Origin of the sequence: Amycolatopsis halotolerans, from assembly GCF_042647905.1 — a bacterium.
Taxonomy (GTDB): Bacteria; Actinomycetota; Actinomycetes; order Mycobacteriales; family Pseudonocardiaceae; genus Amycolatopsis; species Amycolatopsis halotolerans.
In genome coordinates this window covers 21,518-34,920 of record NZ_JBHRWI010000036.1, presented here as the reverse complement: position 1 = coordinate 34,920, position 13,403 = coordinate 21,518, and the positions used below count along the sequence as shown (strand labels likewise).

Here is a 13,403-nt window from a genome sequence, read left to right as displayed (position 1 = left end):
CAGGACGCGCAAATCCGGCCGGATCCTCGCGAATCCGCACGGATATTGCGCGAATTCTTTTCAGCGCACCTCGCGCAGCACGGTCACCGCCCGCAGCACCTCGGCGTAAGTCGTGTACAGCGGGGCCAGCCCGAACCGCAGCACGTCCGGCGGCCGGAAATCGCCCAGCACGCCGCGTTCGTGCAGTGCGTCCATCGTCTGCTGCCCGCCCGCGTCGCGCACTGAAACCTGGTGTCCCCGAACGTGGTCGCGCGGCGTCGGAATGTCGGCTCCCGGCAGCAGTTCGTCCGCACACCGGAAGAAGAAATCGCCCAGTGCCAAGCCTTTCGCGCGCAGCACGGAAAGGTCGACGCCATCCCACACGTCCAGTGCCGCGTCGAGCGCCAGCATCGACAGGATGTCCGGCGTGCCGGCGCGGGCGCGCGCGATCCCCGCGCTGCCGCGATATCCCGCTTCCATTCCGAACGGATCCGCGTGCCCGGCCCATCCGGCGAGCGGCTGATCGAATTCCGCCTGATGCCGCTGCGCCACATAGATGAACGCGGGCGAACCCGGTCCGCCGTTGAGAAATTTGTACGTACAACCCACCGCGAAATCGACCTCGCACGCGTCGAGCCGAACCGGAATCGCGCCGACGCTGTGGCAGAGATCCCACACCGCGAGCGCGCCCGCCGCGTGCACGGCCTCGGTGACCGACGGCATGTCGTGCAGCCGTCCGCTGACGTAATCGACGTGATTCACGAGCACCGCGGCCGTCCGCTCGCTCACCGCGCCGGGCAGTTCCGCCACCGGCACGCGCCGCACGGTGTGCCCGGTGAGCCGGGCCGCCTGGTCGGCCACGTAGCCGTCGGTCGGGAAGGTCGCCGCGTCGACCAGCACCTCGTCGCGGCCGGGGTTCGCCCGCACCGCAGCGACGAGCGTCTTGAACAGGTCCACGCTCGTCGAATCCGCCACCACGACCTGTCCGGCGGCGGCCCCGACCAACGGCGCGATCCGCTCGCCGACCCGCTGCGGGGCCTCCCACCAGCCCTCGGTCCACGACCGGATCAGCCGCCGCCCCCACTGGTGCCGGACGACCTCGGTCACCCGCTCCGCGACGTGTTTCGGCGGCACGCCAAGAGAATTCCCGTCGAAGTACGCGACTTCCGGGTCAAGGTCGAACTCCGCGCGTTTCGCGGCGAGCGGGTCGGCGGCGTCGAGCGCGGCCGCCTCGTCGGCAAGGCTCTGGCCGCGCACAGCGGATTCGGTCATCGACGCTCCTCGGGGTCCCGGTTCGCTCTCTTTCTAACAGGAGGCGGGCCCGCCTATCGAGCGCCGAGGCTGGCCGGGATTCTCTATCGGCCGCCGCTTCGACGACCTACAGTGACCTGACCAGGCACCACCGGAGGAGGTCAGCGTTGACCCAGTCGATCGCCGAACAAGCCGAGGGCCGCACCATCCCGTCGCTGCTGCGGCGCAATGCCGTCGAGTACGGGGACCGGCCCGCGCTCACCTCGCTCGATCTCGAAGGCCGTCCGACGCTCACCTGGAGCGAGTTCCGGACTGCGATCGCCGAGGTGTCGCGCGGGCTCGCCGGGCTCGGCCTCGCCACGGGCGACCGGATGCTGATCATGGCCCCGAGTTCGCCGGACCACCTGGTCGCCGACCTCGCCGCGGTGCACCTGGCAGCCATCCCTTGCACGGCGTACGCGACGCTCAGCCCAGACCAGATCCGCTACGTCGCCCGGCACAGCGCCGCCCCGGTCGTCGTCCTCGCCGGCGCCGACGAGCTGTCCCGCTGGCTGCCGGTCCTCGACGATCTGCCCGCGCTGCGCCGCGTGGTCGTCATCGATGAATCCGCGATCCCGGACGGCGACGACCGGTTCGTCGCGTACTCCGCCGTGCGCGAAGCCGGCCGCGCCGCGCTCGCCGCCGACTCCGAGGCGTTCGAGCAAGCGTGGCAGGCGATCCGCCCGGACGACCCGCTCGCGATGATCTACACGTCCGGCACCACCGGCGACCCCAAGGGCGTCGTGCTGTCGCACCGCAACGCGATCCACGAGGGCATCGCCGTGCACACGCTGCACAAGGCTCCGATGCACCCGACGAACATCGCGTACCTGCCGCTCGCGCACATCGCCGAACGCGAGCTGTCGATTTATCTGCCGATCGTCGCGGCGGGCCACGTGCACACCGTCGGCGATCCGTCCGGCGTGGTCGCGGCGCTCGGCCAGGTGCACCCGCAGAGCTTCTTCGGCGTGCCGCGGGTGTGGGAAAAGATGGTGGCGGGCCTGAAGAACATGCTCGCCGGCGTGCCCGAGGACCGGCGCGAGACGCTCATTTCGGCGAACGAACTCCTGCAAGAGGGCTACAAACTCCGCAGCGCGGGCGAGGAACTGCCCGCCGATCTCGCCGAACGCATCGCGAAGACCGACGAGACCGTGCTCGCGCCGGTGCGCGGGCTGCTCGGGCTCGACCAGCTGCACATCGCGTCCAGCGGCGCGGCCGCGCTGCCGCTGGAGGTGCTGTACTTCCTCGCCGGGCTGGGTGTCGAGATCCGCGAGGTCTGGGGCCTGTCCGAGACCACCGGCGCGGCGACCGCGAACAGCGCCGACGCGTTCCGCGCGGGCACCGTCGGCCGTCCGATCGACGGCGTCGAGGTGAAGACCGGCGAGGACGGCGAACTGCTCGTCCGCGGCCCGATCGTCTTCCTCGGCTACCTGCAGCCGGACGGCACGATCGAACCGGCCACCGACGCCGACGGCTGGTTCGCCACCGGCGACATCGGCACGATCGACGACGACGGGTACGTCACGATCACCGACCGCAAGAAGGAACTGATCATCACCTCGAGCGGCAAGAACATCGCGCCGACCCGGATCGAGGGCCTGCTGAAGGAGCACCCGCTGATCGGCCAGGCGGTCGCGATCGGCGACGCGCGGCCGTACGTGACCGCGTTGATCGTGCTCGACGACGAGATCGCCCCTGGCTGGGCGGCGGCCAACGGCGTCGAAGCGGCCGGGATCGACGCGCTCGCCGCGCACGAGGCGGTCCAAGCGGAGATCGCCCGGGCCGTCGAATCAGCGAACAGCAGGCTCGCGCGGGCCGAGCAGATCAAGAAGTACCACGTCATCACCACGGCGTGGACGCCCGAAACCGGCGAACTGACCCCGACGCTCAAGCTCAAGCGCCGGGTGATCAACGACCGCTACGGCTCCGACATCGCCTCGCTCTACTCCTCGTGAGTGGCTGTGCCGGTTAGGGCGCACAGTGTTCCGGCTGTCTACGGACCCCGCTGCCCGAATGCCGCATCGGGGTTTTCTCGGTAGCGGCCGCTATGACAAGGAACGCGACACCTTCCCCTACCCGCCTGGCCGCGTCCCGCCCTGCGGGCACGTCCGTGAGGGGAACCCTGAGGGACTCAGAGTCCCTCAGGGTTCCCCTCACGGACAGTCAGCGAAAGCGGAGAGAGCCCTCGGATACCGAACGGCTCACGAGGCCTGCCGGGACCACTTGCGCAGCCGCGGCGGCACGCGCTTTTCCAGCCCGTAGTTCTCCAGGTGGGCGGAGAACACCTCGTCGAACGCCTGCTGCACGGTCTCGGTGTCCCAGTCCGGGCGCTCCAGGATCGGCTGCTTCAGATACGGCTGCCCCATCACGTGCAGCTGCGGGCCGTTGCACCGGATCATCTGCCCGGTGATGCCGTGCGATCCCTCGCCGAGCAGGAACAGCACGAGCGGTGCGATCTTCGCCGGCGTCCGTTCCGGCGGGCACGCGCGCAGCGCCCGCTCGGATTTCCAGACCATCCGGGTGTGCGCCACCGGGCACACGGCGTTCACCCGGATCCCGGAATCGTCGAGGTCCAGCGCCCAGGAATAGGTCAGCGACGCGACCGCGCCCTTGCTCGCCGAGTACACCCCGAGCTTGCGCTGCCCGAGCGACGCGCCGGAGGAGATGTTCACGATCGACCCGCCGCCCGCGCCGACCATCGCGCGGATCGCGGCGAGCCCGGTGTACATCACGCCGAGCACGTTGACCTCGACCAGCTGGCGGGCCTGTTCCGCGTCGTCCTCCCACGGCAGCGCCTCGTAGTTGAGGCCCGCGTTGTTGACCAGCCCGTCGATCCGGCCGAACTCGGCGACGCACTGGTCGACGATCGCCTGCGCCTGCGCCGGATCGGCCACGCTGTGCCCGTTCGCGACCGCGCGGCCGCCGTGGCCGCGGATCGTCGCCGCGGTGCGCTCGGCCAGTTCGGCGTCCACGTCGTTGACCACCACGGCCCCGCCCGCGCGCGCGACATGCACGGCGAACGCCTCCCCGAGCCCGCGCCCGGCCCCGGTCACCACCACGGCCTTGTCCTGCAACAGTCTGTCCACGCTCACTCCCCGCTGGTGCGCCCGGCGCGAGGACGTCCGCTCCGCCGGGTCTCCCCCAGTGTTGGGCCGTTCGGCCCAGTCGCACCGGACGATCGCGACGAACGGTGGTCGCGCTGCGCCGAACGAGGAAAGCTGATCAGTGCTACGGGTACCCCGCGGCAGGTCAGTCCGAACGGCTCCGCGTTCCGGCCACCGGATTCTTCCCGACTGTTCACCCTGGTGTGATCGGCGGCATACTGAGGGTGCATGCCCCGGCCGGAGCAGTGACACTCCTGGCCAGGAGCGAAACAGGCGAAGGCAGAATGCGGGGCACTCGCATTCACTCGATCGGGGAGGGGGCAGTGGTCATCTCGTGACGACCGAAGCGACCTCTCGGCTGACGGCACCGCTGCGGAATGTCGAGTATCGCGTGCTCTGGGCAGCGGAGGCCATCTCGAGCGCGGGCGACCAGCTGGCGAAGGTGGCGCTGTCCATCCTCGTGTACCACCGCACCGGTTCCGCGCTGTGGGCCGCGGCCGTCTACGCGCTGACCTTCCTGCCCGCGCTCGCCGGCGGGCTCGGGCTGTCCTTCCTCGCCGACCGTTATCCGCGACGGGCCGTGTTGAGCGTGAGTGCCGCCGCGCAGGCCGTGCTCGTGGGGTTGATGAGCCTGCCCGGAATGCCGCTGGTCGCTCTGTGCCTGCTGCTCGTCGCGGTGCAGCTCGCCGCGTCGCCCGCGAACGCGGCGCAGAACGCGATCACCCGCGAGGTGTTCACCGACGACCATCTGTACCTGCGCAGCCAAGACCTGCGCGGGATCACCACCAACACGGTGCAGCTGCTCGGCCTGGCCGGCGGCGGCGTGCTGGTGACGGCCGTGGGCACGTCGTGGGCGCTGGCGATCGACGCGGTGAGTTTCGCGGTGGCCGCGGTGATCGTGCGGGTGTGGGTGCACAACCGGCCCGCTGCCGGAGGCGACCACAGCACGTGGTTCTCCGCGACGCGCTGGGTGTTCGGGCAGCGCAAACTGCGGGTGCTGATCGCTTTGTCCTGGCTCGTGGGGCTGGCCGTGGTGCCCGAAGGGCTGGCCGCGCCGCTGGCCCAGCAGCTGAACGCGCCGTCCGCGGCGGTCGGCTGGCTGCTCGCCGCCGACCCGCTCGGCTTCGTCGCCGGGGCCTATCTGCTGTCGAAATTCGCGTCCGCCGAGGTCCGGCAGCGGCTGCTCGGAGTGCTGGCGACGACGTCGCTGGCCTTGCTCGCGCTGTTCCTGCTGCAGCCGAATCTGGTGGTCGCGCTGGTGTTGCTCGCGCTCGCCGGTGCGATGGGCGCCTACATCATCACCGTGACCGCGACGTTCTCCACCTGGGTGCCGAACGAACTGCGCGGCGGGGCCGGCGGGCTGTACCGCACGGGGCTGCGCGTGGCGCAAGGCATCGGGGTGGCTCTCGGCGGGGTGGTCGCACAGGCGACCGGCTCTGCCGTTACCGCCATCGCGCTGGCCGGGCTGGCCGGCGTGGCTCTGGCGATCCCCACCGCGTTCTCGTGGACCCGGGTGCGGCACGCGGTCGCGGCCGGGGCCTGAATCGTGGATCGCTGGACGAATCTGTGGCCGGGGTCGAGGCACCGGCCGAATGGGTCCGGGTACGCCGGACGGGAAGTCGTTTCACGCTTCACGGTCACGCACGGAACACACCTCCGTTCGCATTGTCACGAATCCGTCGTGGATTGGTCACGGAACTCACGCTTCACGGTCACGCACAGCTGCTCACCTCCGCTCGCTGACAATTCACCGGAAAATGACAACAGCTCGATTCACGCTTCGCGGTCGCGCATGGGAAAACACCTCACTCGGGGGGACGGCGGGGACGCTCCTCCGCAATTTACTTCATGGATGCAGCAGTTGTCGCGGAAGGCGTCTCCGGGTTCGGAGACTACGACCGAATACAGCGTTCGAAGTCGGTGAGTGAGATGATACCGGCAACTGATAACGGCGCAGAACCGGGAACCGTCCGGGAACCGCATCCGACACCCGAGGAGGCACGGCCCGATGCCCGGAACCGAACCGGCGCGCGGTGAAGGCCGCGGCCCCGGGGAGGAACCGCCCGCCGCGAAGGGCGGGGCGGGAAGGCTGCGCGCATTGATCGCCGGGAACCCCGTCCACTCCTGGGATCTCTGGACGAAACCGCGCCGGATGATCGCTTTCCTGCTCGCCTGGGACGCGATCGCGGTGGCGCTGCTGACCTTCGGCGTCGTCACGTCGCCGAGCCCGGATCTCGTGGACTGGGGCCGGTTCGCGATCCTCGCGGGCTGCGCGACAGTGCACATCCAGCTCACCCGCAGGCAAGAGGAACGGCGGCGCAACCGGGTCACCGCCGTCCACATCGACCTGACCGGCATCTGGGTGTTCCCGGCCGCGCTGCTGCTGCCGATCCCGCTGACGCTGCTGCTGATCGCGCTCCTGCGCGTCCAGCGGTGGTTCAACTCCCGGCGGCCGCCGCACAAGTTCGTGTTCACCTCGTTCACGCATGCGGTGTCGGCACTGCTGGCGCACCACCTGTACCAGACTTTCGCGTCCGCCGAACTGGCCCGGCTCTCGCCCGCGAACTCGTTGCAGGTCTTCGGGATCCTGATGCTCGTCGGGTTCAGTTACGCGGCGCTGCAGGCGATCGTGATCGGCGGCCTGCTCGCGCTCGGCGGCACGTCCGCGCCCACGCTGCGCAACGTATTGGGCACCAAGGACGACAACCTGCTGGAGCTGTCGACGATCAGCCTCGGCACCATCGCGACGATCCTGCTCGTGAACATCCCGCCCGCGATCGTGATCCTCGTGCTCATCACGGTGCTGGGCAACCGGCTGGCGGAAATCAACCAACTGCAGTCCGAGGCGCGCACCGATCCGAAAACCGGGATCTTCAACGTGCGCGGGTGGTCGGAGTCCGCGGAACGCGCGCTGGCGCGGGCCGCGCGCGGCGGGGAAACCCTTGCGCTGCTGATGATCGACCTCGACCATTTTAAGTGGATCAACGACACGTACGGCCATCCGGCGGGCGACGACGTGCTCCGCACGGTGGCGCAAACTCTCGACGAGATAACGCGCCCCAAGGACATCATCGGCCGCTTCGGCGGCGAGGAGTTCCTGATCCTGCTGCCCGATGCGGACACCACGGCGGCGAAGGTGACCGCGGAACGGATCCGTACCGCAATCGCCGATCAGCGCATCGTGACGACCGACAAACGCGGCGGTTCGGCATTGATCACCGGCCGCACCGGGTCGATCGGCGTCGCATTGCTCGGAGTGAACGGAACAACACTGGAACAGTTGCTGCAAGCCGCCGACGCGGCCGTCTACGCCGCGAAGGAAGGCGGCCGGAACCAGGTGCGCTTCGCGGATGCGAATCCGCCTTCGGAGTGATCAACAATTCCGATCACCGGCACTGTTTTCGATTAATCGCGAAACCGATTCAGCAACTGTGCGCAACGGCGCGCACCCCGTTCCGCCGCCGGATTGGGCCGCCGGGTTAATTGCCCGCCGGACCGCTAACCGCGACACCCGGTTTTCGGGAAGGAACGAAAGCCGCCGGGGTCGGGCGAACCCGGTTGGCCGAAGACCGAAAATCCCTCGCGCCCGCATCGGACTCAACCGCGCTCCGGCAACCCCCGACTCGCACCCCGCCCGGCCGCTGCTGGCGTCCATCCCGGACCGAACCTCCCGAGCGCACCCCGCGCCCCACGCACCCCACCCCGGTCGCGGACCGATGCGGCATTGGGGTTCTCTCAGCAGTGCAGTGTGCGGCTGCGTACCTGCGACGGTCCGTGAGGGGAACCCTGACGGACTCTGATTCCCCCAGGGTTCCCCTCACGGACCTCGGCACCGCGGGCCTCGTGTGCTGAGCCCGTCGACGCGGGGCGAGACCTCCCGCCGCTACTGAGAAAGCGCTTCGCATGCGCCCGATGAGGCATTGGGCTTCTCTCAGCAACCCCGCTGCGGCGCACTGGCTGGGCCGCGTAGCGGCCGCCTCCCCACCGAGGTCCGTGAAGGACTCCTTGAGGGAATCTGATTCCTTCGAGGAGTCCTTCACGGACCTCCTCGGGAGCCGCGCACCCACCTCACGAAGCTTCTCGCCCACACCCACCGTGGCATCCGGTGCGCCCAGCGCAATCCGCCGCACCCCGGGGGTTACCCCCCGCGCGGGTGAGGGGGACAGCCGCCTCCCGCGTCGCGTGCCGGGCTGGCACCCTGGAGCGCATGCCAGCCACCGACGACCGTGCCCCGGCCGCCGTTCGCGTTCGCCGACCCTGGTCGACGTCCGGCTGGCTGCTGCTCGTCCTGCTCGTGGTGTTCGGGTTCGGCCTGATCGCCTCGCGGCCCGCGTCCCCGCCCGACCAGGGCCCGCCGACCGGCGGCGTGCTCGCGGCGCGGAACGCGGTCGACGCGCTCGCCCACCCCGACGGCCAGGCCACCGCGCTGGCGCTCCTGCCCAAGGACTTCACCGCGGTCACCGGCGTGAAGCCCGGCCCGCTGCCCGCCCGCGACGGCACCGTCCGCGCGGCACACTTGGACGGCGGCTGCTCGGCCCCGTGGGGCGACGACAACACGAAGTGGGACTTCTCCGTCCCGTGCAAGGCGCACGACCTCGGCTACGACCTCCTCCGCTACGCCAACGACAAGGGCCACCCGCTCGACCAGTCCGCCCGGGCGTCGCTCGACGACCGGCTGGAGCAGGACATGCACCGCACCTGCGAGCTGAACCCGATGAACTCCGAGCGCACCTGCCAGCTGGTCGCGTCGGTGTTCACCGGCGGGCTGGTCGTCAACTCGTGGCACCAGCGCTGGGGCCCGCCGGTCGGCGACCCGATCGGCCCGATGGTCGCCGGCGTCCTGGTGATCGGCTGTCTGCTCGTGATGCGCCTGCGCGGCTGGCACACCGCCCGCCGCACGACCCCGCGTCCGCGCCTGCCCCGCGGCGTCCCCCGGCCATGGGCGGTGCTCGGAATCGCCGGCGCCGTGCTGCTGATGGTCGGCGAATCGGCGACCGCGCTGGCCGACTGGGCGGGCGCGCCGGAGGCGACCTGGTGGCCGCTGACCTGGCTCGCGCAGCTCACCCCGCTGCTCTTCTTCGCGGGCGGGCTCGCCAACGCGGCGGGCTGGCGGGCCGAACGCGACCGCGGCTACCGGCATTACCTCGCCGAACGGTCCAGTCCGTTGCTGCGCCCAGCGTTGATCTTCGCCGTGGTCGCCCTGATCGTGCCGCTGGCGCTGGAACTGCTGGGCATCCCGGCCGGGACCAACGCCACCGTCATGCGGATCGCGCTGCACCCGCTGTGGTTGCTGGGCGTCTACCTGCTGACCGTCGTCGGCGCTCCGATGCTGCTCGCGCTCTACCGCCGTACGCGGCTGTGGTCGGTCGCGGCGCTGACCGCTGTCGTCGTAGCCGGAGAACTCGCCGCGAGCTGGACGGACGTCTCCTGGCCGCGCTACGCCGCGACGCTCGCCTTAGCGCTCCTCGCGCAACAGGTGGCGTTCGCGTACGCAGAGGGCGTCCGGCTTCGCCGCCCAGTGCTCGGCGTCGCGGCCGTAAGCGGCGTCGCGGCCCTCGCGGTCGCAGTGTTCGCCTTCGACGCTTCGCCGGTGCTGCTCGGCAACCCGGGCGCGCCTGCCGCGTTGTCTGCGAGGCCGTGGACCGTGCTGCTGCTGGGTGTGTCGCAACTCGGCCTCATCGGGCTCCTCGCGACACCACTGCGGCGCTGGGCCGCACGCGACCGCGTCACCCGCACCGCCGCGCTCATGCTGCGTGCCCCGATGAGCCTGTACCTGGCATTCCTCGCCGCGATGCTGCTGCTCGTCGCCGCGGTCTATCTGCCCGGACCGATCGCGAACGGCCTGAGCTGGCTGCTGCGTCCGCGCATGCTCGCCGCGGTGGCGCTGCTGCTCGTGCCCGCGGCGCTGGTCTTCTGGTGGTTCGAGCGACACCCGGGCAAGCCCAGCGCCGAGGCCCCGGCCGCGCCACTTCCGTACACCCCGACCGGCCGTCGTCCAGTGCTGCTCACTCGCGCCGCCGCCACGCTGGGCATCGGATACGCGACGCTCGGCGTGTTCGGTCTCGCGCTGGCCCGGTTCGGCGCTGAGGCCGCGGACGCCGACGTGCTCGGCCTGCGTCTCGACCCGGTCCAGAGCCTCGTGCATCTGCTCCTCGGCGTCCTGCTCCTGCACGCGGTCCGGACCGGCGGAGCGGCGACCTCGGCCGCGACCTGGTTCGCTGCCGCACTGACCTGTGTGCCGTCCCTCGTGGCCGCCGCCGGCGGCGAGACGCACGGTTCGGCGGTCGTCGTCCTGCACATCCTCACCGCGGTATTCGCGCTGGTCGGGGCGGGTTCGTGCATGGTTCCGACAAGAAGGACGGCCGCCGCCGCGCCCTGACCCGCGACACGCGTACCGCCGACCGGGCGAAAATGCTTCGGATACCGGACGATGGGTGGTGCGCGCCACACCGTCCGGGGGAGGTGCGAATCCTTCGCAACCCCCGCCGGGCACCATGCGTCTTCAGAAGCGGACGACCAGAACGACGAGAAGGAGCCGACCGCGTGGACTACCCGCCTCGGAACGGGCAAGGCGATCGCCGCCCCGCCCGCTCGTGGCAGGACCAGCCCGGCCGGGAACCGGCGCGGCGGCCCGGGCCACCGCCCCGCTCGCGACGCGACCCGCAGGGTCCGGCTCGTCGTCCCGGACCGCCGCCGCGCCGCAGCACCGGACGGTCCCGCCGCGGCGGGATGCGCGGCGCGAAAATCGCTCTCGCGGTGGTGTCGCTGCTGGTCATGGGGCTCACCGGATACGCGTGGGCGTCGCTGCAGGGCCTGGTGAACGGGCTGAGCTACTCCGACGTGATCGGCGACGGCGCGGGCGGCGACAAGCCAGCCGACGGCGCCCGCGACATCCTCCTGGTCGGCCTCGACAGCCGCACCGACGCGCAGGGCAACCCGCTGCCCGCGGACCTGCTGGCCCAGCTCAACGCGGGCGAGTCGGACGGCGAGCTGAACACCGACACGCTGATCATGGTGCACATCCCGAACGACGGCAGCAAAGCCGTCGCGATGTCGCTGCCGCGCGACTCGTACGTGGACATCCCCGGCTACGGCAAGCACAAGATCAACTCGGCGTACGCGCGGGCGATGCTGCAGGCGCGCAAGGACCTGCAGGCCCAAGGCGTCACCGATCCGAAGGAACTCGACGTCAAGGCCAACCAGGCCGGGGCGAAGCTGCTGATCGCGACGATCCAGCAGCTGACCGGGTCCACGATCGACAACTACGCGGCGATCAACCTGCTCGGCTTCAGCGACATCACGAAGGCCATCGGCGGCGTGGACGTGTGCCTGAAGGACAACGTCGACGACGACTACTCCGGCGCGAAGTTCACCAAGGGCCAGCACACCATCGACGGGGTGCAGGCGCTGGAGTTCGTCCGGCAGCGGCACGGCCTGCCGCGCGGCGACCTCGACCGGGTCGTGCGCCAGCAGGTGTTCATGGCGGGCATGGCGCGCAAGATCCTGTCCGCGGGAACGCTGACCGACCCGGGCAAGCTCAACTCGCTGGTCGACGCCATCAAGAAGTCCGTGGTGCTGAACCAGAACTGGGACATCTTCAGCTTCGCCCAGCAGATGAAGGGCCTCACCGGCGGGCAGCTCGAGTTCCGCACCATCCCGGTCGACAACGTCGAGTACCGGACGCCGAACGACGGCGTCGCGGTCAAGGTCGACCCGGCGAAGGTGAAGGCCTTCGTGCAGGGACTGACCGGCCCGCAGGCCGGAGCCGACGGCGCTCCGGCACAGCAGCAGAAGCCGGATCAGTCCCATAAGGACACGACGGTCGACGTGCGCAACGCCTCGGACCGCACCGGTCTCGCGGCGACCGTGTCGAAGCAACTGGTGGACAAGGGCTTCACCGCGGGCGACACGGACAACGCGTCCTCGCGGAAGACGACTGTGATCTGGGTCCCCAGCGGCGGCGAGGCAGCCGGGCAGGCGGTCGCCGACGCACTCGGCACCAAGGCGACGGTGCAGGAAGACAAGAGCGTGCCCAAGGGCCACGTGAAGGTGTTCCTCGGTTCGGACTACCAGCCTTCCGCCGGCGCTTCGAGCGGAACCGGTGCGGCGCAAGCCCCTCCGGCGCAGCAGGCCGCGCCCCCGGCGACGCCCTCGGGTCCGGGCAGCGACGACCAGCCGATCACCGCCGACGGAGTGCCCTGCGTCAACTGACGCGTTGCTCCATTCGGGGAAAGTCGAAAATCTTCCCGAAACCCGCGTAATGAGCGGCCGCTTCGGCACTTTCACCATCGGGACGCAAGCCCGCGTCCGCGAAGTTGGTTGAGGGGCAGGGGCCGTGATCGACGCTGAGCACTACCAGCGAGTGCTGGGAGACGAGCTGCGCAAGCTCAGGCGTGGCCGGGGATGGACGCGCAAAGAGCTGAACGCGCATCTGCAGAGCGAAATCTCGCTGCAGACACTGGCGACGTACGAACTGGGCACCCGGCAGTGTTCCGTGGTGCGCCTGGTCGAACTGTGCGTGGCGATGGACGAGCTTCCGCAGGATTTGCTGGCGAAGGTGCACAGCCGGGTCTTCACCGAGGAACCGGGACGGGTCCGCGTGGACCTGCGCCGGGTCGTCGCGGAGGCCGGTCCGGAGCTGACTCCGCTGCGGCGCTGGGCCGAAGGACGGTTGCGGCAGAACGGAGTCGCGATGCCGGGGTCGCCCGCGCGCGCGAACACCGCCTCCCGGCCTCCCGCCGCGGTACCCGGATCCTCAAGCACGCCAACCTCTTCCGCTCCCGCCGCTCCGAGCCAGCCCGCTTCGGCGAGCGCCTCGACCGACGAGGTGTCGTTCGACTTCGCCGCACTGGAACGCATGGCCGAACTCTGCGGCCTTCCGACGGCTGAGCTGGTTTCGCACCTGCGCAAGCTCGCTCCTGCCTGACCACAGACCACGAGGGGGACCCTTCGCGACTCCTCCCCTGCCGCGAAAGTCCCCCTCGTTCTGCTCAACCTCCGCGCGCACTCGTCCGCGCGGGTTCTTTCCCG

Annotated in this window: 8 protein-coding genes; 6 read left to right on the top strand and 2 right to left on the bottom strand. The window is 70.3% G+C overall.

What is annotated here, in order from left to right:
* Positions 1-60: 60 nt before the first annotated feature.
* On the bottom strand, positions 61-1,251 hold the full coding sequence (gene kynU, locus ACFORO_RS28855) for a kynureninase (protein WP_377873654.1): 1,191 nt from the start codon (positions 1,249-1,251) through the stop codon (positions 61-63).
* Between the two features lie 146 nt (positions 1,252-1,397).
* Here kynU and ACFORO_RS28850 point away from each other — a divergent pair, with 146 nt between their 5' ends.
* Positions 1,398-3,224 (top strand): AMP-dependent synthetase/ligase, encoded by a 1,827-nt coding sequence (locus ACFORO_RS28850; protein ID WP_377873655.1) that lies wholly within the window; start codon positions 1,398-1,400, stop codon positions 3,222-3,224.
* Between the two features lie 246 nt (positions 3,225-3,470).
* Here ACFORO_RS28850 and ACFORO_RS28845 read toward each other — a convergent pair whose 3' ends face one another.
* A complete protein-coding gene (locus tag ACFORO_RS28845) occupies positions 3,471-4,355 on the bottom strand; it encodes an SDR family NAD(P)-dependent oxidoreductase (protein ID WP_377873656.1) in 885 nt (294 codons plus the stop codon).
* 352 nt (positions 4,356-4,707) lie between these two features.
* On the opposite strand from ACFORO_RS28845, the gene ACFORO_RS28840 reads away from it, so the two are divergent.
* The 5 genes from ACFORO_RS28840 (at position 4,708) to ACFORO_RS28820 (ending at position 13,299) form a co-directional block, all read left to right on the top strand.
* The gene (locus ACFORO_RS28840; RefSeq protein ID WP_377873657.1) at positions 4,708-5,916 is read left to right on the top strand and encodes an MFS transporter; all 1,209 of its coding nucleotides are present in this window, start codon (positions 4,708-4,710) and stop codon (positions 5,914-5,916) included.
* 465 nt (positions 5,917-6,381) lie between these two features.
* Positions 6,382-7,746 (top strand): GGDEF domain-containing protein, encoded by a 1,365-nt coding sequence (locus ACFORO_RS28835; protein ID WP_377873658.1) that lies wholly within the window; start codon positions 6,382-6,384, stop codon positions 7,744-7,746.
* An 834-nt stretch (positions 7,747-8,580) separates the two neighbouring features.
* A complete protein-coding gene (locus ACFORO_RS28830) occupies positions 8,581-10,752 on the top strand; it encodes a phospholipase A2 (RefSeq protein WP_377873659.1) in 2,172 nt (723 codons plus the stop codon).
* A 164-nt stretch (positions 10,753-10,916) separates the two neighbouring features.
* The gene (locus ACFORO_RS28825; RefSeq protein WP_377873660.1) at positions 10,917-12,584 is read left to right on the top strand and encodes an LCP family protein; all 1,668 of its coding nucleotides are present in this window, start codon (positions 10,917-10,919) and stop codon (positions 12,582-12,584) included.
* 124 nt (positions 12,585-12,708) lie between these two features.
* Positions 12,709-13,299, top strand: coding sequence for a helix-turn-helix transcriptional regulator (locus ACFORO_RS28820; protein WP_377873661.1), 591 nt, complete (start codon positions 12,709-12,711; stop codon positions 13,297-13,299).
* Positions 13,300-13,403: the final 104 nt, after the last annotated feature.

Bases quoted from the DNA above. Each gene is read 5' to 3' on its own strand.
- kynU (WP_377873654.1), bottom strand. From the start codon at position 1,251: ATGACCGAATCCGCTGTGCGCGGCCAGAGCCTTGCCGACGAGGCGGCC.
- ACFORO_RS28835 (WP_377873658.1), top strand. From the start codon at position 6,382: ATGCCCGGAACCGAACCGGCGCGCGGTGAAGGCCGCGGCCCCGGGGAG.
- ACFORO_RS28830 (WP_377873659.1), top strand. From the start codon at position 8,581: ATGCCAGCCACCGACGACCGTGCCCCGGCCGCCGTTCGCGTTCGCCGA.